The sequence below is a fragment of the Geodermatophilus obscurus genome (genome assembly GCF_900115395.1).
Classification (GTDB): domain Bacteria; phylum Actinomycetota; class Actinomycetes; order Mycobacteriales; family Geodermatophilaceae; genus Geodermatophilus; species Geodermatophilus obscurus_B.
The window spans coordinates 279,941-303,326 of sequence record NZ_FOWE01000007.1; the positions used below are offsets into that span (position 1 = coordinate 279,941).

Here is a 23,386-nt window from a genome sequence, read left to right on the forward strand (position 1 = left end):
GGCGCCGTCAAACGGGATCCGGGTCGTCGGGCGGCGGGGGCAGGAGGTCGTCGTCGGGCTCGGGCGGCACGTCGTCGGGCACCTCGCCGGTGGCCGCCTGTCCGCTGACCAGGGCCACGAGGCCGGCCTCGTCGAGCAGGTCGACGGGGCGCACGGTGACCCCGGCGGCGACGTGGTGGAAGCCGGCGCTGACCCGCTCGACGGGCACGCCGGTCAGCCGCGACCAGCCCAGCCGGTAGGCGGCGAGCTGGACGGCGGCGGAGGCGAGCTCGGCGCCCGACGGCGGCGGGCCGGTCTTCCAGTCGACCACCTCGAAGCCGCCGTCGGCGGTGCCGAACACGGCGTCGATGCGGCCGCGCAGGGTGAGCGGGCCCAGCGGCGTCTCGAACGGCACCTCCACCTCGACCGGCTGCCGGTCGGCCCACGGGCTGGCCAGGAACGCCTGCTGCAGCGCGGTGAGTGCGCCGTCGGGCACGGCGGTCGCGTCGCCGGAGCCGGGCAGTTCGTCCAGGTCGAGCAGCCGGGAGGCGCCGAAGCGTTCCTCCAGCCAGGCGTGGAAGGCGGTGCCGCGACGGGCCAGGGGCGCGGGGGCGGCGGGCATCGGCCGGCGCAGGCGCCGCGCCAGCTCGGCCGGGTCCCGGCGCAGGGTGACCAGCTCCGACACCGACAGGTGGCTGGGCAGCGGCACCTCCACCGTCGGGCGGGCGGTGCGGCGCCGCTCGCGCAGCAGGAGGTCGGCGTCGCGCACCCAGTGCTCCACCTCCGGGTCGCCGCTGCCGAGGACGGCGTCGGCGTCGAGCGGGTGCGGCGCGGTGGCGGCCACCAGCTCGGCGGCGGCGGTGAGCGCCCGGCGGCGCGGTGCCGACAGCGGGTCGGCCGGCCAGACGCCGACCGGCCACTCCTCCAGCGCGGGGTTGGTGGCGCCGTCCTCGGGGCGCTCGGCCCAGGAGACGACGACGCCCGCGCCGGCCGTGCAGGCGCGGCGGACGGTGTCGAGCAGGACGGAGGGCCCGCACGGCTTGACGCCGTCGCGCCACCAGCTGCCCGAGCACAGCAGCAGGTGCTTGGCGCGGGTCACCGCGACGTAGCCGAGCCGGATCTCCTCGGCCTCGCCGAAGCGCTTCCACTCCTCGACGTAGTCCTCGAGCGCGGCGCGGACCGCGGCCTGGTCACCGGAGCCGGGCACCGGCAGGCGCAGTTGCGGCAGCTCCCCGCGGTCGGTGGTGCGCAGGTCGACCGGCACCGCGCCGGGGTCCTTGATCCAGGAGTCGGCGGTGTCGGTGCGGGCCGGGAACTGGTCGGCGGTCATCCCGGGCACCGCGACCACGTCCCACTCCAGGCCCTTCGCGGAGTGGCCGGTGAGCAGCTGGACCGACTCGGGGTCGACCGCCACCTCGCCGGGCTCCAGGCCCCGCTCGCGTTCCTCGGCGTCCTTCAGGTAGCCGAGGAACGCCGGCAGCGAGGGCAGCTCGGCGAGCTCGGTGAACTCCGCGGCGACGCCGTGCAGGGCGTCGAGGTGCGCCCGCGCCGCGCCGGGGCTCACGCCGGGCGCGCTGGCCAGCTGGGTCTCCAGGCCGAGCACCCGGGCGACGTCGTCGACCAGGTCGGGCAGCGACTCCCCCAGCCGGCCGCGCAGGTGCGCCAGCTCGGCGCCGAGGCGGCGCAGCCGCCGGTACGCAGCCGCCGAGAAGGCCGACGGGTCGCCGAGGTCGTCGAGCGCCTCGACGATGCTGCCGCGCTCGGACGGGCGCGGAGCGGTGTCCTCGTCGTCCTCCCGGGCCGGCTTCCTCGCGTGCACCAGGGCGCGGGCGCGGGCCTCCAGCGCGGCGAGGTCGCGCGGGCCGATCCGCCACCGGGCGCCGGTGAGCAGCCGGCCGAGCGCGTCGCCCGCGGTGGGGTCGACCAGCACGGTGAGCGTCGCGACGACGTCGGAGACCTCGGGCACCTCGAGCAGACCGCCCAGGCCGACGACGGTGACCGGGAGGCCGCGGGCGCGCAGGGCCGCGGCGATGCCGGGCAGCTGCTTGCGGGTGCGGACCAGCACCGCGGTGGTCGGCGGGCGGCCGTCGGGACGCGGCTGCAGGTCGGGGTCCTCGCCGCGCCAGCAGGCGGTCAGCCGGTCGGCCAGTGCCTCGGTCTCCTCGGCGACGGTCGTGTACAGGCCGGCGGTGACCAGGCCCTGCCCGGCGGCCGGTGCCGGCGCGAGGTCGGGCAGCGGCACCTCCGGCGCGGGCAGCAGCCCGGCGACGTCGTTGGCCACGGTGAGCACGGCGCCGTCGTTGCGCCAGCTGGTGGCCAGCGTGAGCCGCTGCGCCCGCCGGCCCCGGACGCCGGGGAAGGTGCGGTCGAACCGCTCGATCGTGCCGGCCGACGCGCCGCGCCAGCCGTAGATGGACTGCCGCGGGTCGCCGACGGCGAGCACCGGGTGCCCGCTGGCGCCGCCGAACAGCGCCTCCAGCATCCGCAGCTGGCCGACGCTGGTGTCCTGGTACTCGTCGAGGAGCACGATCCGCCAGCGGGCGCGCTCGCGGCGGCCGACCTCGGGCGCGGTGATGGCCACCCGCGCCGCCAGCGCCACCTGGTCGGAGTGGTCGATGGCCCCGGCGGCCCGCTTGCGCGCCTCGAACGCCTCGACCAGCGGCAGCAGCGCCACCCGGGCCCGCTGCCGGGCCAGCACGTCGAGCACCGGCTTGTAGGGGCCGCGCTTGCCCTTCGCGTCGGGGTAGGCGGCGATCCGCCGCTCCAGGGAGGCGGTCCAGGTGCGCAGCCGGTCGGGGCTGACGTCGTGCTCGCCGAGCTCGCCGGCCAGCGCGAGCACGTCCTCGACGGTGGTCAGCGGGCTCAGCTGGACGTCGTCCATGTCGCCGGTCCAGCCGGAGACGACGGAGGCCGCCTGCCCCCAGCACATGGCGGGGCCGAGGACACCGGCGCCGGGCTCGACGCCGATCCGCAGCCCGTGCTCGCCGACCAGCGTCGCGGCGTAGCCGTGGTAGGTCGACACCGTCGGCATCGCGACGGCCAGCCGCTCCCGCAGCTGGGGGTCGGTCTCGGGGTGCCGCGACAGCGCGGCCAGCCGGATGCGGATGCGCTCGTTGAGCTCGCTGGCCGCCTTGCGGGTGAAGGTGAGCCCGAGGACGGCGTCGGGGGCAACTAGCTCGTTGGCCACCAGCCAGCACACCCGGGCGGCCATCGTCTCGGTCTTGCCCGACCCGGCGCCGGCGACGACGACCAGCGGCCGGTCGGCCGGCGCCGACACCACCCGCGCCTGCTCGTCCGACGGCGCGTAGGACAGTCCGCAGCGCGCCGCGACCTCGGCCGGGGTGAGCAGCCGCTGCTCCCGGACCGGCTCCGGCGGCGCCCCGAACAGGGCGTCGTCGAAGGAGAGCTGGTCCTCCGGCGGCACCGGTGTCCGACGGGTCACGAGGTGACCTGCCGACCCCGCTCGTGCAGGGGGCAGCTGCGCCGGGCGGGGCAGCGGGAGCAGTGGCTGCCGGTCCGGACCTCGAAGGTCCCGGCGCCCATGCCGTCACCGACCTGCGCGACCAGCTCCCCGGCCCAGGTCTCCCCCACCGGGACGTCGGGGGGCAGCGGCCCCTGCGCCTGCTCCTTGGCCCTCGTCCCCGTGCCGACCTGCAGCAGCGCCGCACCGCCGGGGGCGTCGCCGTGGTCGCCGAACGCGCCCGCGGCGACCGCCACCTGGTAGGCGGCCAGCTGCCCGTGGGTGTCGACGTCCTTGGCCGGCGTGCGGCCGGTCTTGAGGTCGACGACGACCAGCCGGCCGGCCTCGTCGCGCTCGAGCCGGTCGACCTGGCCGCGGATGCGGGCCCGCCCCACGGTGACGTCGAAGTCGGCCTCGGCGGCGAGCAGCTCGCGGCGGTTGGCGGTGTGCCAGCCGAGGAACCGGTCGAGCATGTCGCGCGCGGCGATCCGCTGCCGCTGGTCGGCCCAGCCCGGGCCGAGGTCGAGGGCGTCGAGCTCCTCGGCCAGCGCGGCGGACGCCTGCGAGGCGGGCAGCCCCTCGGCCACCTTCTGCGCGACGGTGTGCACCGCCGAGCCGACCGTGCGGGTGGCGTCGGGCGAGGCCTCCGCGCCGACCGCGCCGAGCACCCACTTCAGCGGGCAGCGCTGGAAGGTCTCGATCGCCGACGGGCGCACCCGCACGGGCTCGCCGTCGGGCACCAGCGGGGCGTCGTCGGACAGCGGCGCCAGGCCCCACCAGTCGGCCGGGGAGGCGCCGGGCACGTGCTCGTCGGCCAGCCGGCGCAGCACCGCGGCGGCGGCGGAGCGGCGGCCCGGCTCGGTGTGCGGGTCGCTGACCGCGCGGCGCAGGTCGGCGACCAGCGCGGGCAGGGTGAGCGAGCGCGGCAGCGGTGTCAGCGGCCGGCCGTCGTCGGGCGGGGCGGCGACGAGGTCGAGGAAGCGGGAGGCGGTGGCCCCGGCGTCGGGCCCGTCGAGGGCGCCCTCGACGGCGGTGACCACCAGCCGGCGGCGGGCGCGGGTGCAGGCGACGTAGAACAGCCGGCGCTCCTCGGCCAGCATCTGGGTGCGCCGGTCGACGTTCGTGCCGTCGATCCCGGCGACCCGCTCGACCAGCAGCTCGGTGCCGAGCAGGGTGCCGCGGTCGCGCAGGTCGGGCCAGATCCCCTCCTGGACGCCGGCCACGCAGACGACGTCCCACTCCAGGCCCTTGGACGCGTGCGCGGTGAGCAGCCGCACGGCGTCGGCGGCCGACTCCCGGCCCGCGCCGGCCAGCCCGGGCAGCTCCTGGGCCGACAGGTGCTCGACGAACGCCCCGACGGTGGCCGAGGGCAGCCGGTCGACGAAGCCCGCCGCGGCGTCGAACAGCGCCACGACGGCGTCGAGGTCGCGGTCGGCGACCGCCCCGGCCGACCCGCCGGCGGCGCTGGCCCGCGCCCACCGGCCGGCCAGGCCGCTGCGCTGCCACATCGCCCACAGCACGTCCTCGGCCGAGCCGTCGCGGGCCAGCGCCACGCGACCGACGGCCAGCACCCCGGCGACCTTCCGCGCGGCGCGGGAGACGGGCTCGGGCAGCTCCTCCAGCAGCGCCTGGTCGGCGAGCGCGCTGGCCAGCGGCGCGCCCTGCTCGTCGGCGTCGACCCCGCGCTGCGCCTGCGCGATCCGCACCGCGCGGCGCAGCCGGCGCAGGTCCAGCACGGTGGCCCCGCCCAGCGGGGAGGCCAGCAGCGCCTCGGCGCCGGGCTCGTCGAGGGCCAGCGTGCCCGGCTCGGCGTCGCGCCGCGGCAGCAGCGCGGTGAGCGCGGCCAGCAGCGGGGCGACGGCGGGCTGCGCGGCCAGCGGCAGGTCGTCGCTGCCCACCTCGACCGGGACGCCGGCGGAGGTCAGCGCCCGCCGCAGCGGCCCGATGGCCAGGGTGGTGCGCACCACCACGGCCATCTCCGACCACGGGACGCCGTCGACGAGGTGCGCCCGGCGCAGGGTGTCGGCGACGTAGGCGGCCTCGACGGCGGCCGAGCCGAAGACGTGCACCTCGGCCGCGCCCTCGTCGGTGCCCGCGGCGGCGGCCAGCCGCCGGTGCTCCCACGGGCCGGGCAGCGCCTCGGCGACCCGGCGGCTCACCGCCAGCAGCGCCGGGCCGGAGCGACGGGACACGCCCAGCGACAGCCGGGGCGCGGGCCGGCCGGTGACCGTGCGGAAGACCTGCGGGAAGTCGACGATGCCGCGGGGCTCGGCGCCGCGGAAGGCGTAGATCGCCTGGTCGGGGTCACCGACGACGACGAGGTCGCCCCCGCCGCCGGCGAGCAGGTGCAGCAGCTCGACCTGGGCGGGGTCGGTGTCCTGGTACTCGTCGACGAACAGCCACCGGGCCCGCTCGCGCTCGGCGCGCAGCAGCGCCGGGTCGTCCTCGAGCTCGGCGATCGCGGCGCGCACCAGCTCGGCGGGGTCGTAGCCCGACGCGTCACCGCCGCCGGCGGTGGAGAACGCGGTGACCGCCTCGTACTGCTCCTGGAAGGCCGCCGCGTGCAGCCACGCCTCGTTGCCGGTCTCGCGGGCCCAGTCGGCCAGCAGGTCGGGGCCGACCCCGCGCTCGGTGCTCCGCAGCAGCAGCTCGCGCAGCTCGCCGCGGAAGCCCGCCGTGGACAGCGCCGGCAGCAGCGACGCCGGCCAGCGCACCGCGCCCTCCCCCGCCAGGTCGCCGCGCAGCAGCTCGGCGACGACGGCGTCCTGCTCGGCGGCGGTGAGCAGCCGGGGCGGCGCCTCCCCGCGCAGCAGCGCCGCGCGCCGGAGCACCCCGTAGGCGTAGGAGTGGAAGGTGCGGGCCAGCGGCTCGCGGATGGTGCGGGCGACCCGCGCGGTGACGCGGTCGCGCAGCTCCGCGGCGGCCCGCCGGCTGAAGGTCAGGACGAGGATCTGCTCGGGGTCGACGCCGCGGTCGATCCGCGCGGCGACCGCCTCGACGATCGTCGTCGTCTTGCCGGTGCCGGGGCCGGCGAGGACCAGCAGCGGGCCGCCCGGGTGGTCGACGACGGCCTGCTGCGTGGGGTCCAGCCGCGGCGGCCGCACCGGTGCCGCCGCCGGTTGCACGAGCCGGTAGACCGGCGCTTCCTCGTCCCCCCACACCACCACCCCTCGATGACACCACGGGTGTCCGACACCACCGCGGAGGCGCTGGTCACCGAGCCCGGCGAGGACGCCGGTGCGGCCCCACCGGAGCGCGGGATCAGTACCTGACCCGGTACCAGTGCGCGGTCTCCCCGGGGACCCGGTCGAGCAGCACCTGGGTCCCGCCGGGGTGGGAGAACACCCGGACGCCGTCGCCGAGGAGGACCGGCGCGGTGAAAAGCAGCACCTCGTCGAGCAGTCGTTCCGCGATCAGCTGCCGGGCGACGTCGGCGCCGAGCGCGTTGACGTACCCGTCCCCGGCGGCCTCGCGCGCGAGGTCGACGGCGCGGTGCAGGTCGTCGACGAAGGTGACGCCCCCGGGCGCCTCGGCGGCCGGCCGGTGGGTGAGGACGACGACCGGCCCGGACCACTGACCGCCGAAGGCACCCTCCTGCTCGGTGCCGCGGTTGGGGTCGTCGCCGCCGAAGGTCCGGGCGCCGACGAGCAGGGCGGTCGTGCGCGCCATCAGCCGGTCGGCCGTCGGGTCCTCGTCCCCGAGGTGCGGCGTCAGCCAGGACATGTCCCCGCCTGGGCCGGCGATGAAGCCGTCCAGCGACGCGGTCGCGGAGTAGATCAGCGTGGCCACGGGGTCCTCCTCGTCGGGTTCAGGGCCAGGCGACGACGGCGAGGTCGACCCGCCCGCCGCGGACCGGGACGCCCTCGGTCGCCAGCAGGCCGAGCTGCTCGACGCGGACCGGCTCGGCGCACGTGCCGTCGGCGCGGACCACCCGGTACCACGGCACCGCCGCCCCGCCGGCCGACAGCGCGCGGGCCACCCGCCGCGGGCCGATGCCCACGAGCCGGCCGATCGCGCCGTAGGTGCTCACCCGGCCCGGCGGGATGCGCTCGACGACGTCGAACACCGCCTCGTCGACGTCTCCGGGGTCGGGAGGGCCGGCCACGGGCTCACCCGCGGCGGCCGAACTGCGCCAGCAGCCGAACCTGCGGCGGCGCGTCCGCCGGGACGTCGAGCGGCGGGTCGAACAGGCCGGGGACCCCGCCGGCCGGGAGGCGGGCGGCCATCCCCTCGGCCGCGCGCACCAGCGCCGGGTCGAGGTCCTCGTCCCCTCCGGTGGCGCGGGCGAGGTCCCACGAGTGCACGGTGAGGTCGGCGGTCAGCTCCTCGACGTAGCGCCACGTCGGCGTCGGGCCTCGGGAGAGCTGCACCGTGCCCGCGGCCAGGTCGGCGGCGGCGACGGCGGCCAGCGCCTCGTCGGCCACGGCCTCCCACGCGGTCAGCGGGTCGGGGGCGAGCAGCGGCTCGGTCCCGGCGGGGACGCGGGCGGCCACGTCGTCGTACGGCTCGCCGGCCAGCAGCGCCGGGACCCAGTGCGCCTCGCCGACGAGGTGGGCGACGAGGTCGGCGACGGTCCAGCCGGGCAGCGCCTCGAGGTCCCACTGGCCGGGCTCGACGGCGTCGACCCGGTCGGTGAAGGCGGCCTGGGCGCGCTGGAACAGCTCCAGCAGCTCGGTCGGGGAGGCAGTCGGATCGGCCACCCGCTCAGTCAACACGGACGCCGAGGGCCCGGCACCCGTAGCGGGTGCCGGGCCCTGGCGACGTGCTGCAACGGGCCCCTCGCAGGGCCCGCCGCGAGCGTGCGAGCGGTGGGGGCGAGGGGGTCCTTCCTCAGTACGTGGGGAGCGTCTTGTCGATGCGCGTGGCCCAGGCCGTCACGCCGCCCTGGACGTGGACGGCGTCGGAGAAGCCGGCGTTCTTGACCGCGGCGAGCACCTCGGCGGAGCGGACGCCGGTCTTGCAGTGCAGCACGATCGGCCGGTCCTGGGGCAGCTGCGACAGCGCCCGGCCGGACAGGATCTCGTCCTTCGGCAGGAGCTTCGCGCCGGGGATGGACACGATCTCGTACTCGTTGGGCTCCCGGACGTCGATGAGCTCGAAGTCCTTGCCGGCGTCCAGCATGTCCTTGAGCTCGTCGACGGTGATCGTCGAGCCGGCCGCGGCGGCCTGCGCCTCGTCGGAGACGACGCCGCAGAACGCCTCGTAGTCGATGAGCCCGGTGATCGGCTCGGCCTCGGGGTCCTTGCGCACCTTGATCGTGCGGAAGGTCATCTCCAGGGCGTCGTAGACCATGAGCCGGCCCAGCAGCGTCTCGCCGATGCCGGTGATGAGCTTGACCGCCTCCGTCGCCTGGATCGCGCCGATGGTCGCGCACAGCACGCCGAGCACGCCGCCCTCGGCGCAGGAGGGCACCATCCCGGGCGGCGGGGGCACCGGGTAGAGGTCGCGGTAGTTGGGGCCGTGCTCGGCCCAGAAGACCGACACCTGGCCGTCGAAGCGGTAGATCGAGCCCCACACGTAGGGCTTGCCGAGCAGCACGCACGCGTCGTTGACGAGGTAGCGCGTGGCGAAGTTGTCGGTGCCGTCGACGATCAGGTCGTACTGCTCGAAGATCCCCATGACGTTGTCGCTGTCCAGGCGCGTCTCGTGCAGCCGGACGTCGACGTACGGGTTGATCTCCCTGATCGAGTCCCGCGCGCTCTCGGCCTTGGACCGGCCGACGTCGGACTGCCCGTGGATGATCTGCCGCTGCAGGTTCGACTCGTCGACGGTGTCGAACTCGACGATGCCGATCGTGCCCACCCCGGCCGCGGCCAGGTACATGAGCACGGGTGAGCCGAGGCCACCGGCGCCGACGGCGAGCACCCTGGCGTTCTTCAGCCGCTTCTGCCCGTCCATCCCGACGTCGGGGATGATCAGGTGGCGGCTGTACCGGCGCACCTCGTCGATCGACAGGTCGGCGGCGGGCTCGACCAGGGGTGGCAGGGACACGCTCGCTCCTCACGTTCACGGACTCCGGCCGGGCCGGTGCTGGTGCGGGTAACAGCCTCCCAGGCGGCCGTGTTCCCGCCGGACCCGCCCGGTCGGCGTCCTCCCGCACAGCAGCGCGTCCTCCCGCACCCCAGCGCGTCCTCCCGCACCCCAGACCGTGAGGGAGGACGCCCGACGATCAGGTCGCCTGATCCCAGCGTCGGGGGCTCAGGGGAAGGGCCAGGCGTTCTTCTGGCAGCCGTCGAGGCCCAGCGTCTGCTGCTGCATCACCGGGGCGAGCTGCCCCGCTCCGGGGCAGGGCCGGTGGCCGTTGCCCAGCGCGTGGCCGACCTCGTGGTTGACGACGTACTGGCGGTAGGTGGCGACGTCGCCCTGGTAGTCGGGGACGGCGGTCTCCCAGCGGGCCAGGTTGATGACGGCGCGCTCGCCGTAGCGGCAGGACGTGTAGCCCCCGGTGCCCACGCCCGGGCAGTAGCGCTCCATGCTGCCGGGGCTGACCAGGCTGACCCGGAACTCGTAGGAGCCGGGCGCGGTCGCGTCCACGCGCTGGAAGGACATCGCCCCGCCGTTGCCCCAGGAGCGGGCGTCGCCGAGGGTCGCCTCGACCGCGGCCGCGAACGACGCGCCGTCGACCCCGATGCCGTCCTCGACCTCGACGACGAACCGCTGCAGCGGCCCCGAGCCGTAGACGGCGGAGGTGCCGGGGACGACGGTCACGCTGCCCGCGCCCTGCTCGACGTAGGTGCCCGCGGCCGGGGCGGTCGGGAGCCCGGTGGGGTTGGCGTCGCCCTCGGCCGGCGCGGTGCCCCCCTCGAGCGCGGCCGTCGGGGTCGCCGTCGCGGCGGGGGACGTCGTGGCGGCCGCGGAGGTGGCGGCCGGGGCGCCGTCGGTGGCCGGGCCGGGGGGCGTCGCGCCCCCGGAGCCGACGACGTCGACCAGTGTGAGGACGGTGACCACGGTCAGCACCGGGATGGCGTAGGCCCGCCAGCCGTGGCGGGCGACGAAGCGGCGCAGCCGGCCGGGCCGGCGTCCCGGACCGGACGGGGACGCACCCGCCGGGCCGTGCGGCGCAGGCGCCGCGGGCGGGCGGGCCCCGCGCGGACGGGCCGCGGGCTCACCGGACGACGGCCGGCGGCCCGGCGGGGGCACCGGTGGTCGCGCGCGCAGCGGCTGGGGACCGGACCGGGGCGGGGAGCCGGGGTGCCGGCCGGGTGGCACACCTGCCACGGTGCCGCCTCCTCGCCGGTCGCCTGCTTCCGGGGTCAGGTTCTCACGGCACCGGGGCGTCGGGCACCGTGCGGCTGAGGGCGCGCCGGGGCCGCGGCCGGCCGGCGCGCGCGGGCACGGCCCCGACCTGCACGGTTCCGTCCTGCCCCGTCCCGTCCTGCCCCGCGGTGTCCTCCAGCAGGCCGAGCACCGCCCGCGCCGTCTCCTCGGGCGCCTCCAGCATCGCCACGTGCCCGACCGTCTCCAGGACCAGCAGGCGCGCGTCCGGCACGGCGGCGGCCAGCCGGGGCGCGAGCCGCGGGTCGACGAGCCGGTCGCGGTCGCCCCACACCACGAGGGTCGGCATCGGCAGCGACCGGGCCATCCGCCAGGCGTTGGCCCGGCCGACCCGCAGGTAGGAGGTGATCAGGCCGCGCATGCTGCGCGTGAGCGAGCGGGAGGCCCACGCCTGCGACGTCCGCTCACGGGCCTCCTCGACCGCGGCCTCGAGGCGCTCGCGCGGCACCCGCGCGGGCTCGCCGAAGCACATGGCGAGCATGCCGCGCACCGACTGCTCCGGCGTCACGCCGGCCAGCCGCCGCTCGGCCAGCGACGGCACGCCGGGGAGCAGGAGCAGCAGCAGCGCCCGGCTGAACGCCGCGGGCACCCGGTAGACCGGCATGGCCGGCGAGACGAGCGTCAGCGTGGCGACCAGGTCCGGCCGCCGGGCCGCGACGACCAGGCTCACCAGACCGCCGAGGCTGTTGCCGAGCAGGTGGACCGGCCGGCCGGCGGCCTCCCCGGGCTGCGCGACGACGTGCTCGAGGACGTCGACGACGGCCCGCACGTGGCCGCGCACGGAGTAGCCGCCCGACGGCGGCTGCGACCGGCCGAAGCCGGGGAGGTCGAGCGCCCACCCCTCGCACCGCACCGCCAGCAGCCCGGCCAGGTCGGTCCAGTTGGTCGAGGCGCCGCCCAGCCCGTGGACGTAGAGGGCCCGCTCGCGCGGCGCGTCCGCCGGCCCGGTGAAGGGCGTGGTCCGCACGAACACCGTGCCGCCGGTGACGGGGACGTCCCCACCGGGCCAGGACGGCGGCGGGATGGCCGGCACGGTGAGGTCGGCCGTCGACGGGCGGGCGGTGGACGACGGCGCCACGGCCGGGGGTGCGGGGGTCCGGCGGGTGCGCGCTCGCGAGGCCTCGGGCACCCGGCGACGGTATGCCAGGCGGCGGGAGCGCGTGCGGCGGGTGACCCGCCGGTAACATCCCCCGCGCCATGCAGCCCTCCCGCCCGGTCCCCGTCCGCCGCACGTCACGACTGCCGCGGGGGGCGCGCCGTCTGCAGCTGCTGCAGGCCGCCCAGGAGGTGTTCGTCGCGCACGGCTTCCACGCCGCCGCGATGGACGACATCGCCGACCGCGCCGGCGTCAGCAAGCCCGTGCTCTACCAGCACTTCCCCGGCAAGCGGGAGCTCTACCTGGCGCTGCTCGAGCAGCAGGTCACCGAGCTCACCGACCGGGTCCGCGAGGCGATGTCGGGCACCGAGGACAACCGGCAGCGCGTGCACGGCGCCGTCGGCGCCTACTTCGAGTTCGTCGACGCCGAGGGCGGGGCGTTCCGCCTGGTCTTCGAGTCCGACCTGCGCAACGACGACGACGTCCGGGCGCTGGTCGACCGCGGCAACCGGGCGTGCGTGGAGGCGATCGCCGAGGTGATCGCCGGCGACACCGGCAGTCCGCCGCAGCAGGCGCACCTGCTCGCCTCCGGGCTGACCGGCCTGGCCGAGACCAGCGCCCGCTGGTGGCTGGCGCAGAAGGGCACCGTGTCCCGCGACGAGGCCGTGTCGCTCATGTCGGCCCTCGCCTGGCGGGGGATCTCCCGCTTCCCGCGCGTCGACGGCGACCCGGCCGCCGGCTGAGGGAGGACCCCGTACCCCCCACCACCCGCAGGCTCGCGGCGTGCCCCTGCACGGGGGCCGTTCCCGCTGTTCGCTGAGGGCACAGACGCGCGCCGGGGCCCCGGACCCCGCGCTGGACTAGCGTGGTCCGCAGCCGTGCAACACGAGGAGGCATCCCGAGTGGAAGTCAAGATCGGTGTCCAGCACTCCCCCCGGGAGCTGGTCGTCGACAGCCCGCAGAGCCCTGAAGAGATCGCCACCGCCGTGGCCTCGGCCATGTCCGGGGGCACGAAGGACGGGCTGCTGACCCTGGAGGACGAGCGGGGCCGCCGCGTCCTCGTCCCGGTCGACCGGATCGCCTACGTCGAGATCGCCCAGGCCGACCAGCGCCGGGTCGGTTTCGTCGCCGGCGGCGCCTGAAGCCAGCACGCACGGGGGGCGTCGCCGCATCCGCGGGGGCGCCCCTCCGGCGTCTCAGGGCTTGAGTCCCAGGGCCCGCATCCGCTCGGTGTGCGCGGTGGTGATCCGCTCGACCAGCCGGGCGATGCCGGTGAGGTCGCCGGTCCCCTCCATGATCAGCTGCGCCAGGCCGTCCCGCTCGGCGATGACGGCCTGCGACTGGGAGATCGCCTCCCCCACCAGCCGCCGCCCCCACAGGGCCAGCCGGCCGGCGAGCGCGCGTTGGGAGGCGATCGCGGTGCGCACCTCGCGGACGGCGAAGTCGGCGTGCCCGGTGTCGGCGAGGACCTCGAGGATGAGCGAGCGGTCGGGCTCGGGCAGGAAGCCGGCGATCTCGCGGTAGAAGTCGGCCGCCAGCCCGTCCCCGACGTAGGCCTTGACCAGGCCCTCCAGCCACGTGCGCGGCCGGGTGCCCTCGTGGAAGCCGTCGAGGGCCCGCACGAACGGGGCCATCGCCGCGGCGGGGTCGGCGCCGAGCTCGCGCAACCGCCCCGCGAGCCGGTCGTGGTGGGCCATCTCCGCGGCCGCCATCCGGGCCAGCGCGGCGCGCCCGCCGAGCGTGGGCGCCATGCGGGCGTCCTCCGCGAGCCGGTCGAACGCCGTCAGCTCGGCGTAGGCCAGGACGCCGAGCAGGTCGACGACGGGACGGCTGTCGACCGCGGGCACGGGCACCTCCGGGCGGGTTCGGGAGCCGGCCGGACGGCCGGCGCTGCCGGCCGTGCGACCCGTCGCGGGGCCGGGCGGGCTGCGGGTTCCCCCGCGCGGCGACAGAGGCTAACCGCTACCCGCGCTATCATGGGAACAGGTGGGCCGCCAGGTCCGCTGGTACCTGTGCGCTGACGAACGCTCGCAGACGCCCCGAGGAGCCCCCAGCCGGGCACACCGGGCCGTCGCCCGGGGACAGAGCGAGCTCCGGTCCGCTGGCCGCGTCGGCGCTGGAACACATCCCGCGACACCCGACCGCGGAGCGCCCGGACGACGTCGTCGCCCGCCGGCCGCTCCCCCAGCCGACCAGAGGCGAGAGCACTGACCTCCAGCGAGAACACCACCCCCACGACCCCCGACATCGACCACGCCGAGACCGGCGCACCGGCTCCCGAGCAGGTCGAGCAGACCGTCGAGGCCCTCGGCGGCGCCCCCGTCGAGGAGACCGCGCCGCTGTTCAGCGACTTCGACGTCCACCCCGACGTCGTCGCGGCGCTGGCCGACGCCGGCATCACCCGCACCTTCGCCATCCAGGAGCTCACCCTGCCCCTGGCGCTGGCCGGCAACGACCTCATCGGCCAGGCGCGCACCGGCACCGGCAAGACCCTCGGCTTCGGCGTCCCGCTGCTGCAGCGCGTCGTCCCCGCCGCCGAGGGGGGCGACGGCGTCCCGCAGGCGCTGGTCGTCGTCCCCACCCGTGAGCTGTGCGTGCAGGTCGCCCGCGACCTCGGCACCGCCGGCGCGAAGCGTGGCATCCGCGTGCAGGCCATCTACGGCGGCCGCGCGTTCGAGCCGCAGGTCTCGGCGCTGCAGGCCGGCGTCGAGGTCGTCGTCGGCACCCCCGGCCGGCTGCTCGACCTCGCGCAGCAGGGCCACCTGGTGCTGGGCAAGGTCCGCGTCCTCGTCCTCGACGAGGCCGACGAGATGCTCGACCTGGGCTTCCTCCCCGACATCGAGCGGATCCTCGCAATGGTCCCGGAGAAGCGGCAGACGATGCTGTTCTCCGCCACGATGCCCGGCCCGATCGTCACGCTGTCGCGGTCGTTCATGACCCAGCCCACGCACATCCGGGCGCACGGCAACGACGAGGGCTCGACCGTCCCGGAGACCACCCAGTTCGTCTACCGAGCGCACAACCTCGACAAGCCCGAGCTGCTCTCGCGCGTGCTGCAGGCCCGCGGCCGCGGCCTGGCGATGGTGTTCTGCCGCACCAAGCGCACCGCGCAGAAGGTCGCCGACGAGCTGGTCGACCGCGGATTCGCCGCGGCCGCCGTGCACGGTGACCTCGGCCAGGGCGCCCGCGAGCAGGCGCTGCGCGCGTTCCGCAGCGGCAAGGTCGACGTCCTGGTCGCCACCGACGTCGCCGCGCGCGGCATCGACGTCACCGGCGTGAGCCACGTCGTGAACTACCAGTGCCCCGAGGACGAGAAGACCTACGTGCACCGGATCGGCCGCACCGGCCGCGCCGGCCGCGAGGGCGTCGCCGTCACCCTCGTCGACTGGGACGACATCCCCCGCTGGCAGCTGATCAACAAGGCGCTGGACCTGCCGTTCGCCGAGCTGCCGGAGACCTACTCCACCTCGCCGTGGGTCTACACCGACCTCGACGTCCCCGAGGGCGCCAAGGGCCGGCTGCCCCGCGCGCAGCGCACCCGTGAGGGCCTCGACGCCGAGGTGCTCGAGGACCTCGGCGAGACCGGCAAACGGACCAAGGGCGCCGGCCGCAGCCCCGCGCGGGACTCCGGCCCCGTGCGGGACTCCGGCCCCGCGCGGGACTCCGGGCCGGGTCGGGACTCCGGGCCGGGTCGGGACTCCGGTCCCGCCCGGGACTCCGGCCCGGGTCGCGACGGCACCCGCGAGGACGGCGACCGCCCGGCTCGCTCCCGCTCGCGCCGCCGCACCCGCGCGGGGGGCGACGGGTCGCCGGCCGACGGCGCTCCCGCCGACGTGACCACCGACTCCGGCCCCGCAGGCGACGGATCGGCCGCCGACGCGCCCGGCGGTGAGGGCACCCCCCGCCGCCGTCGCCGTCGCCGCGGTGGCGCCCGCCGGGGCTCCGGCCACACCGCGGAGGGCTCCGGCAGCGACGCGGACCCCGGCGACCGCTCCGGCGACGGCGGCGACTCCGAGTCCGCCGCGTAACGCGGGCGTCCGCCTGTGGGGCTGCGCCCTCCGCCGCTGCGGGTCTGGGTGTGGACGGCGGCCACGCTCGCGCTGGCACTGGTCGCCGTCCTGCTCTACCGCGGGTCCAGCGTCGCGGCCACCGACAGCACGACCGCACCGGCCCCGGCGGTGCCCGGCGACGGGCCCGCCGCGGAGCTGGTGCGCGCGTGGTCGCTCCCGGCTCCGGCCGGCCTGCCCCGGCGGGTCGTCGAGGAGGGCCGCGTCGTCGTCCCCGGCGAGCGCGGCCTCACCGCCACCGACGCGCTCACCGGTGAGGAGGCCTGGCACTACCGGCGGGCCGACGCCCGGCTGTGCGGCCTCACCGCCGTCGACGGGCTGGTCGTCGCGGTCTTCCGCACCGACGACCGCTGCGACGAGGCCCTGGCCCTCGACGCGGCCACCGGCGTGCGGCAGTGGACGCGCAACCTGAGCCTGCGCGGCGACGCCACGATCGCCGGCACCGCGCAGGTCGTGCTGGCGAGCAGCCCGACCGGGGTCGTGGTCATCGACCCGGTCGGTGACAACGTCCGCTGGCGGACGTCGGCGGACGAGGGCTGCACGTTCACCGCCACCGACGTCGGCAGCGCCGGCGTGGCCGTGCTGCAGCGCTGCGCGGAGCCGTCGGTGCTGCAGCTGCGCCTGTTCGACCCGTTCTCCGGCCAGCAGCGGTGGAGCCGCGACGTCGCCGTGCCCGAGGGGACGACGGCGCGGCTGGTCGGCGTCGACCGGCTCGTGGGCGTCGTCGTCGGGGACACGCTGCTGCTGCACCGTCCCGACGACGGCACCCCGGTGCAGCAGCTCCCGCTACCGCCGGCCGACGGCGACCCCGCCACGGAGCCGCTGCTGCAGACCGGCGCCGGCGACCTCGCGCTGGTGTGGGCCCGGGGCACGCTGTGGGCGCTGGAGCAGGGAACCGGTACGCCGCGGTGGCAGCTGCCCGCCCGGGGCCTGCCCGCGGGCGGGGAGACCGGCGGGACCGAGCCCGACACGGCCGCCCTGTGGGTCCCCGAGGCCGACGGCTTCGTGCTGCGCGACCGTGTCACCGGGGCCGAGACCGGCCGGGCCGCGGTCGACGGCGGCCTGGAACCGGGCGGGCGGACCTCCGTCGTCGGGCCGGTGCTGGTCTACCGCCTGCCCGACCGGGTGCTCGGCCACGCCTGAGCGCGGCGCGCTCGCCCCGGGCGGGGTTCACTGGGGACCATGGTCCTGCCCGGGAACCCGGAGACGCCCTCCGCCACCCTCGCCGTCCCGTCCGACGACCTCCGGCAACTGGCCGACCACGACGCCACACCGCGCGTCCTCCCGGGCCGGGCGGGCCAGCTGGCCGCCCTCGACACCGGCGGCGACGGCCCCCGGGGCACGGTCCTGCTGGTCGCGGGGTTCACCGGCAGCAAGGAGGACTTCGCGCCCCTGCTCGCGCCGCTGGCCGGCTCCGGCTACCGGGTCGTGGCGATCGACCAGCGCGGGCAGTACGAGTCGCCCGGTCCCGACGACCCGGCCGCCTACACCGTTCCCGAGCTCGCGGCCGACCTCGTCGCCGTCGCCCACCTGCTGCGCGAGGAGACCGGCACCCCGCACCTGGTCGGCCACAGCTTCGGCGGGCTCGTCGGCCGGGCCGCCGTCCTCGCCGACCCGGCCGCCTTCCGCTCGCTGACGCTGCTGGGCTCGGGCCCGGCCCGGCTCACCGGTCCTCGGGTGGCGCTGCTGGAGCACCTGGGCCCCCTGCTGGACTCCGGGGGCGTCCCGCTGGTGCAGGAGACGCTGGAGCAGCTGGCCATGACCGACGAGCGCGCCCAGGCCGTCCCCGAGCCGACCCGGGCCTTCTACGCCCACCGCTTCCTCGGCAACACCGCCGCCGGCCTGCGCGGCATGGCCGACGCGATGACCACCGAGCCCGACCGCGTCGCCGAGCTCGCCGCCACCGGGGTGCCGGTGCTGGTCGCCCACGGTGAGCACGACGACGCGTGGACGCCGGCCGTGCAGGCCGAGATGGCGCAGCGGCTGGGTGCCCGCCACGAGGTCATCCCGCACGCCGTCCACTCCCCCGCCGTGGAGAACCCACCGCAGACGCTGCGGGTGCTCGAGTCCTTCTGGACGTCGCTGTGACCGGCATCCGGCCCTCGGCCCGCGACTGGACGCCGGAGGAGGACCGGCTCGGCTTCTTCGGGCCCGGCAGCGTCACCTGGAAGGTGCACGCCGACCCCGTCTACAGCGTCGGCGGGCTGCGCGCACTGCTGCTGCAGGCCCTGCACCCGGTCGCGATGGACGGCGTCGCCCGCAACTCGGTGTTCCGCGAGTCGCCGTGGCAGCGGCTCACCCGCACCGCCGAGTACGTGGACACGCTGACCTTCGGCACGCGCCGGGAGGCGGTGCGCGCGGTCCGGCGGGTGCGCGGCCTGCACCGGCGGCTCGGCGGCACCGAGGAGACCACCGGGCGCAGCTACCGCGTCGACGACCCCGACCTGCTGCTGTGGGTGCACAACTGCGAGGTCGACTCACTGCTCGACGTCGCCCGCCGCGCCGGCGTGGTCACCCCCGCCGAGGCCGACCGCTACGTCGCCGAGCAGGTGACCGCCGCCGGGCTCATCGGCATCGACCCCGACGACGTGCCGGCCTCCGTCGCGGAGCTGGGGGCCTACTTCGAGCGGCTCCGGCCCGAGCTGACGCTCACCCCCGCCGGCCGCGACGCATGGCGCTTCGTCGTCGTCCCACCGATGCCGCGCTGGGTGCAGCTGCTGACGCCGGCGCGCCCGGCGTGGGGGTCACTTGCCTCGCTGGCGGTGGCGACGCTGCCGCCGTGGGCGCGCCGGCTGGCCTCATTGCCCGGGCTGTCGGTCACCGACGCCGCGGCGACGGCGGCGCTGCGGGCGTTCCGCACCGGGCTGCTGGCGGTGCCGGAGCGGGCGCGGCGCTCGCCGATCGTGCGCGCCGGGTTCGACCGCACCGCCGCCGACACCGCGCTGGGCGCCTAGCGACCGGCCGCGTCGTCGTCGGCGTCGTCGTCGGCGGGCAGGAAGCTCCAGGTCTCCCGTGCCGGGGTGGCGGCCTGCCCGGCCGGGCAGCTGGGCCGGAAGTCGCACCAGCCGCACTGCCGGCCGGTGACGGTCGGGAACGCCTCGTCGGGGTGCACGCCGTCCTCGACCCGCTGCGTGGCGGTGGCGATGTCGGCGGCGACGTCCTCGGCCCGCCGGACGTGGTTGGCCAGCGAGCGCTCGGTGTGCTCGAACGCCGCGACCGTGCCCGACGGCAGGTGGTGCAGCTCCACCCGGCGGCAGGGCCGGCGCAGCGTGCGCTGCACGCCGAGGACGTAGAACGCCAGCGCCGGTGACCCGCGCGCCTCGTCCTCGGTGCTGGGCACCCGCCCGGTCTTGTAGTCGACGACGACGAGCTCGTCGCCGCGCTGGTCGATGCGGTCGACCCGGCCCGACAGCGCCAGCACCGGTGTGGTGGCCGCGACCTGGCGCTCGAGGCCGACCGGCTCGTCGTCGGGGTCGACCGTGGCCAGGTAGTCGGTGAGCCACCCCGCGGCGCGGGCCCGCCAGCGCGCGGACTGCCCCGCGTCGCGGAAGCCGGTGTCGGACCACACCCCGTACAGCAACTGGCGCGCGGCCGCGGCGGTGCGGCGGTCGCGCGGTGCGTCCCACCACGAGCGCAGCGCCGCGTGCACCGCGGACCCGACGGTGTTGTGCGCCCACGGCGGGCCCTTGGGTGGCGTCGGCCGGTCGACGTAGGCGTAACGGTAGCGGCGCGGGCAGTCGGCGAAGGTGGCCAGCTTGCTCGGCGTGGCCGGGAACAGCCGCCGCGGCATCCCCGGCATCTCCAGTTGCTCGCCTCCCACGCCGGCCACGCTAACCGCCGGCACCGACGTCAGTCGGTGAACGGCACGCTGCCGGTGCCCGCGGCCAGCAGGGCCTCGTACTGCCCCGGGTCGGTGGTGCATGCGCCGAGCGGCGTCGTCTTGTTGGTGCCGTGGTGGTCGCTCGACCCCGTGACCAGCAGGCCGAGCTCACCGGCCAGGCCGCGTAGGTGGTCCCGCTCGGCCGGGCTGTGGTCGGGGTGGTCGACCTCAAGGCCGACCAGCCCGGCACCGGCCATGGCGGCGATGGCCGTGTCGTCGACGACCCGGCCGCGCCGGGAGGCCAGGCCGTGCGCGAACACCGGCACCCCGCCGGCGGCCCGGACGAGCGCGATGCCCTCCAGGACGTCGGTGTCGGCCTTGGGGACGTGGTGCGGGCCGCGCTGGTGCAGCAGGGTGGCGAAGGCCTCCTCCACCGACCCGACGACGCCGGCCTCGACCAGCGCCCGCGCCACGTGCGGCCGGCCGACCACGCCGCCGCCCGAGGCCTCGACGATCCGCTCCCACGCGACTGGATACCCGGCGGCGGCCAGCGTGGTGACGATCCGCTCCCCGCGGCTGAGCCGCTCGGCGCGCAGCCGCGTCAGCTCCGCGTCCAGGGCGGGGTGGTCGGGGTCGACGAGGTAGGCGAGCAGGTGGACGGCGATCGGCGGCCGGCCGGCGGGGAACCACCGGCAGGACAGCTCCAGGCCCGGGACGACGGTCAGCCCGCGCGGGCGGGCCGCGGCGGCGGCCGCCCAGCCCGCGGTCGTGTCGTGGTCGGTGAGCGCGACGACGTCGAGGCCGGCGGCGCGGGCGGCACCGACCAGGACGGCGGGGCTGTCGGTACCGTCGGAGACCGACGAGTGGGTGTGCAGGTCGATCAGCATCGGCGCCCAGCCTCCCCCAGCCGGCGCCGCGGCGCGTCAGCGCGGGGGTGGCGGCGCGTCAGCGCGGGGGTGGCGGCGCGTCAGCGCGGGGGTGGCGGCGCGTCAGCGCGGGGGTGGCGGCGCGTCAGCGCGGGGGTGGCGGCGCGTCAGCGCGGGGTGGCTGCGCGTCAGCGCGGGGGTGCCGGTGGCTCCTGGCGGGCGCCGGGGATCGGCTGGGTGTCGTGCTCCGGGCGCTCGCGGGCGGGCGGTGGCTCGGGGTTGCCCTCGTCGTCGCCGCCGGAGCTGCTGCCCCAGTCGCTGCCGAACAGCAGCCCGCTGACCTCGTGGTACAGCAGGTCCGCCCGCGGCAGGAAGGTGATCTGCGACAGCGCCTGCTGCTGGCCGGCGGACTCGAAGCGGAAGGTGCCGTAGCCGAGCACCTGGCCCAGCAGGGTCTCCTTCCACGTCAGGTCGGTGATCCGGCGCAGCGGCAGCAGGGTGACGGTGCGGGCGACGATCCCCGAGGTCAGCAGCACGCGGCGGCGGGTGACGATGAAGTGGCGCATCCACCACTCCCCGGCCCGCAGGCCGAACCAGCCGAGCGCGCCGAGGGCGACGAGCAGGCCGACGGTGGCGGTAAACCGGTTGCGGGGGTCGAGGGTGAGCACCCAGACGCCGAGCACCAGGACCGGCAGGGACCGGGCGGCCGGCTCCAGCAGCACCGCCCAGTGGCGGCGGGTGGCGACGACGGCCTGCTCACCGGGGAGCAGGTACTTGGCGGCGTCCTTGGCCCACCGCGGCGGGTGGCCGTCGGCCCGGCCGGTCACGGCCGCCTAGGCGAGGGAGCTGACGAAGGCGGCGATGGAGGAGGCGGCGTCCCCGAGCGCCTGCCCGGCGTTCTTCACCATCTCCGCCGAGGACTCCGGCTGCTGGATGACGTAGAAGACGACGAAGGCGATGGCCAGCCAGACGAGGACCTTCTTCAGGCTCACCGCCACCTCCGCAGGTTCGGCTCGGACCGGCGGGCGCGGTGCCCGTGCGGTTCGGCCCGGAGGCCGGTGGTCCCATGGGTAACACAGGCCCCACGCGGACCGGTCCGGACACGCCGGACGTGTCCGACCGTTCACTCCCCCGGCAGCAGGTGCTCGTTCGGCGGGCCCAGCGGCAGGTCGGGGTAGAGACGCTCGCGCAGGTCCAGCAGCTCCAGCGGCTCGGCGAGCAGCCAGCCGGCCGACATCGGCCAGAGGACCAGCCACAGCCACACGCCGTAGGCCTCGCCGACGAAGGCGGCCCGGTCGTCGGAGGTGGGCACCGCCCACAGCGGGGCGCGCTGACCGGCGGCCTCGACCGACGCCGAGGACGGCCCGGTGATGACGTCGCCGGGGTCGAGGCCGGGCAGGCCGGCGTAGCCGCAGCCGACACCCATGCCCGGCTCCTCGGCGACGAGGACCATCTCGGCCGACCCGCCCAGCGGCGCCGGGCCCGCACAGCCGACGACGATCGCCCGCGCGCCGGGCTCCCCGCCCCACGCCAGCCCGGTGACCGACCAGCCGGCGGGCACCGGGTCGGGCACCCAGGCCGGGACCCGGGCGTCGGCGGTGACCGCGGCGATGGCGTCGTGGGCGATCAGCGCGGTGTGGTGCAGCGGGGTGACCGCGCCGTGCAGGTGGCACCAGGCGACGGCGGAGTCCCCGGGGCGCACCACGAGCGGCTCACCGCAGCGGGGGCAGACGGGCGAGGCGCTCATCGGATGACACCGTCCTGTCACGCGGGGTCCACGTCAAGCGCAGAGCGGTGCCCCGGCCCTGTCGCCGTACCCTGCCCGGGTGCCGTCCGCCCCGCCACCCCCGGCGCCGGACGGCCCGCTGGCGGTGCAGCCCTGCGTGGGCGCGGTGGTGCTCGACGACGCCGGGCGACTGCTGCTGGTCCGGCGGCGCAACGCCCCCGGCCGCGGGCTGTGGTCGGTGCCGGGCGGCCGGGTGGAGCCGGGTGAGTCGCTGCCCGCCGCGGTGGCGCGGGAGGTCCGCGAGGAGACCGGCCTGACCGTCCGCGTCGGCGAGGAGGTGGGGCGGCTGACCATCCCCGGCGACGGCGTCGTCTACGACGTCGCGGACTTCGCGTGCACGCTCGTCGACCCGGGGGCGCGGCCGGTCCCCGGGGACGACGCCGACGCGGTGGTGTTCGCCGACGCCGCCGCCCTCCAGCGGCTGGACTGCACGCCGCGGCTGCTGGAGACGCTGCGCGGGTGGGGCGCGCTGCCCGGCTGACCGGCCGGGCAACGCGGCTCGCTGGTCAGGGGCGCGGGCCGGGCTCGGGACGGCCGGGCTGCTCGCCGCCGCGCGCCTCGCCGTAGGAGCGCGTGGGCACCATGACCTTGCGTCGGAAGACGCACACGACGGTGCCGTCCTGCTTGTAGCCGATGGTCTCGACGTACACGACACCGCGGTCGTCCTTCGACCTCGACGGCGTCTTGTCCAGCACGGTCGTCTCGCCGTAGATCGTGTCGCCGTGGAAGGTCGGCGCCACGTGCCGCAGCGACTCGACCTCGAGGTTGGCGATCGCCTTGCCCGAGACGTCCGGGACGCTCATGCCGAGCAGCAGCGAGTAGACGTAGTTGCCGACGACGACGTTCTTGCCGAAGTCGGTGGTCTCCGCCGCGTAGTGGCTGTCCAGGTGCAGCGGGTGGTGGTTCATCGTGAGGAGGCAGAACAGGTGGTCGTCGTACTCGGTGACGGTCTTGCCGGGCCAGTGCTTGTAGACCGCGCCGACCTCGAACTCCTCGTAGTACCGACCGAACTGCACGGATGCTCTCCCGACGTCGTC

22 protein-coding genes are annotated in these 23,386 nt (G+C 76.9%); 7 read left to right on the forward strand and 15 right to left on the reverse strand.

Annotated elements, in window-relative coordinates; genetic code table 11:
• Positions 1-7 precede the first annotated feature (7 nt).
• The 8 genes from BM165_RS15765 to BM165_RS15800 form a co-directional block, all read right to left on the reverse strand.
• Entirely contained in the window at positions 8-3,421 is a 3,414-nt protein-coding gene (locus BM165_RS15765; protein ID WP_075014483.1) for an ATP-dependent helicase, read from the reverse strand.
• On the reverse strand, positions 3,418-6,606 hold the full coding sequence (locus tag BM165_RS15770) for an ATP-dependent helicase (RefSeq protein ID WP_208976758.1): 3,189 nt from the start codon (positions 6,604-6,606) through the stop codon (positions 3,418-3,420). Before BM165_RS15770 ends, BM165_RS15765 begins: the two co-directional genes overlap by 4 nt.
• Positions 6,607-6,700: 94 nt before the next feature.
• Positions 6,701-7,228, reverse strand: a complete 528-nt coding sequence (locus tag BM165_RS15775; protein WP_075014484.1) for a dihydrofolate reductase family protein — start codon at positions 7,226-7,228, stop codon at positions 6,701-6,703.
• A 19-nt stretch (positions 7,229-7,247) separates the two neighbouring features.
• Complete coding sequence (locus BM165_RS15780; RefSeq protein ID WP_075014485.1) at positions 7,248-7,544, reverse strand: MGMT family protein; 297 nt, start codon at positions 7,542-7,544, stop codon at positions 7,248-7,250.
• A gap of 4 nt (positions 7,545-7,548) precedes the next feature.
• Entirely contained in the window at positions 7,549-8,139 is a 591-nt protein-coding gene (locus BM165_RS15785; RefSeq protein WP_075014486.1) for a TIGR03086 family metal-binding protein, read from the reverse strand.
• A gap of 130 nt (positions 8,140-8,269) precedes the next feature.
• The gene (gene moeZ / locus BM165_RS15790; protein WP_075014487.1) at positions 8,270-9,430 is read right to left on the reverse strand and encodes an adenylyltransferase/sulfurtransferase MoeZ; all 1,161 of its coding nucleotides are present in this window, start codon (positions 9,428-9,430) and stop codon (positions 8,270-8,272) included.
• Positions 9,431-9,637: 207 nt separating this feature from the next.
• Entirely contained in the window at positions 9,638-10,657 is a 1,020-nt protein-coding gene (locus BM165_RS26105) for a DUF3152 domain-containing protein (RefSeq protein ID WP_280140718.1), read from the reverse strand.
• A 43-nt stretch (positions 10,658-10,700) separates the two neighbouring features.
• Positions 10,701-11,843, reverse strand: a complete 1,143-nt coding sequence (locus BM165_RS15800; RefSeq protein WP_280140719.1) for an alpha/beta fold hydrolase — start codon at positions 11,841-11,843, stop codon at positions 10,701-10,703.
• Positions 11,844-11,911: 68 nt separating this feature from the next.
• Here BM165_RS15800 and BM165_RS15805 point away from each other — a divergent pair, with 68 nt between their 5' ends.
• Together BM165_RS15805 and BM165_RS15810 are read left to right on the forward strand one after the other, a co-directional pair.
• Positions 11,912-12,553 (forward strand): TetR/AcrR family transcriptional regulator, encoded by a 642-nt coding sequence (locus tag BM165_RS15805; protein ID WP_075014488.1) that lies wholly within the window; start codon positions 11,912-11,914, stop codon positions 12,551-12,553.
• A gap of 159 nt (positions 12,554-12,712) precedes the next feature.
• On the forward strand, positions 12,713-12,952 hold the full coding sequence (locus BM165_RS15810; protein WP_075014489.1) for a DUF3107 domain-containing protein: 240 nt from the start codon (positions 12,713-12,715) through the stop codon (positions 12,950-12,952).
• Between the two features lie 54 nt (positions 12,953-13,006).
• Here the strand turns inward: BM165_RS15810 and BM165_RS15815 are convergent, their stop codons facing one another.
• Positions 13,007-13,657 (reverse strand): ferritin-like fold-containing protein, encoded by a 651-nt coding sequence (locus BM165_RS15815; protein WP_075014490.1) that lies wholly within the window; start codon positions 13,655-13,657, stop codon positions 13,007-13,009.
• A 534-nt stretch (positions 13,658-14,191) separates the two neighbouring features.
• Here BM165_RS15815 and BM165_RS15820 point away from each other — a divergent pair.
• The 4 genes from BM165_RS15820 to BM165_RS15835 are packed head-to-tail and all read left to right on the forward strand — an operon-like array spanning position 14,192 to position 18,831.
• Positions 14,192-15,838 (forward strand): DEAD/DEAH box helicase, encoded by a 1,647-nt coding sequence (locus tag BM165_RS15820; RefSeq protein WP_244274270.1) that lies wholly within the window; start codon positions 14,192-14,194, stop codon positions 15,836-15,838.
• 15 nt (positions 15,839-15,853) lie between these two features.
• Entirely contained in the window at positions 15,854-17,020 is a 1,167-nt protein-coding gene (locus BM165_RS15825; RefSeq protein ID WP_075014492.1) for an outer membrane protein assembly factor BamB family protein, read from the forward strand.
• 39 nt (positions 17,021-17,059) lie between these two features.
• Positions 17,060-17,965 (forward strand): alpha/beta fold hydrolase, encoded by a 906-nt coding sequence (locus tag BM165_RS15830; RefSeq protein ID WP_083427401.1) that lies wholly within the window; start codon positions 17,060-17,062, stop codon positions 17,963-17,965.
• Positions 17,962-18,831 (forward strand): oxygenase MpaB family protein, encoded by an 870-nt coding sequence (locus BM165_RS15835; protein WP_075014493.1) that lies wholly within the window; start codon positions 17,962-17,964, stop codon positions 18,829-18,831. Before BM165_RS15830 ends, BM165_RS15835 begins: the two co-directional genes overlap by 4 nt.
• Here BM165_RS15835 and BM165_RS15840 read toward each other — a convergent pair.
• The 5 genes from BM165_RS15840 to BM165_RS15855 form a co-directional block, all read right to left on the reverse strand.
• On the reverse strand, positions 18,828-19,697 hold the full coding sequence (locus tag BM165_RS15840) for a RecB family exonuclease (protein WP_244274262.1): 870 nt from the start codon (positions 19,695-19,697) through the stop codon (positions 18,828-18,830). The genes BM165_RS15835 and BM165_RS15840 overlap by 4 nt on opposite strands.
• Positions 19,698-19,726: 29 nt before the next feature.
• Entirely contained in the window at positions 19,727-20,584 is an 858-nt protein-coding gene (locus BM165_RS15845; protein ID WP_075014494.1) for a PHP domain-containing protein, read from the reverse strand.
• A gap of 167 nt (positions 20,585-20,751) precedes the next feature.
• A complete protein-coding gene (locus tag BM165_RS15850; protein WP_075014495.1) occupies positions 20,752-21,390 on the reverse strand; it encodes a PH domain-containing protein in 639 nt (212 codons plus the stop codon).
• Positions 21,391-21,396: 6 nt separating this feature from the next.
• A complete protein-coding gene (locus BM165_RS24835; protein WP_177225212.1) occupies positions 21,397-21,555 on the reverse strand; it encodes a hypothetical protein in 159 nt (52 codons plus the stop codon).
• A 131-nt stretch (positions 21,556-21,686) separates the two neighbouring features.
• Entirely contained in the window at positions 21,687-22,310 is a 624-nt protein-coding gene (locus BM165_RS15855; RefSeq protein WP_075014496.1) for a DUF6758 family protein, read from the reverse strand.
• A gap of 79 nt (positions 22,311-22,389) precedes the next feature.
• Between BM165_RS15855 and BM165_RS15860 the strand changes: the two genes are divergently transcribed.
• A complete protein-coding gene (locus BM165_RS15860; protein ID WP_075014497.1) occupies positions 22,390-22,830 on the forward strand; it encodes an NUDIX hydrolase in 441 nt (146 codons plus the stop codon).
• A gap of 25 nt (positions 22,831-22,855) precedes the next feature.
• Here the strand turns inward: BM165_RS15860 and BM165_RS15865 are convergent, their stop codons facing one another.
• Positions 22,856-23,365, reverse strand: coding sequence for a MaoC family dehydratase (locus BM165_RS15865; protein ID WP_075014498.1), 510 nt, complete (start codon positions 23,363-23,365; stop codon positions 22,856-22,858).
• Positions 23,366-23,386: the final 21 nt, after the last annotated feature.

Excerpts from the sequence above, each read along its gene's own strand:
- BM165_RS15805 (WP_075014488.1), top strand. The coding sequence starts at position 11,912 with ATGCAGCCCTCCCGCCCGGTCCCCGTCCGCCGCACGTCACGACTGCCG.
- BM165_RS15830 (WP_083427401.1), top strand. The coding sequence starts at position 17,060 with ATGGTCCTGCCCGGGAACCCGGAGACGCCCTCCGCCACCCTCGCCGTC.
- BM165_RS15845 (WP_075014494.1), bottom strand. The coding sequence starts at position 20,584 with ATGCTGATCGACCTGCACACCCACTCGTCGGTCTCCGACGGTACCGAC.
- BM165_RS15855 (WP_075014496.1), bottom strand. The coding sequence starts at position 22,310 with ATGAGCGCCTCGCCCGTCTGCCCCCGCTGCGGTGAGCCGCTCGTGGTG.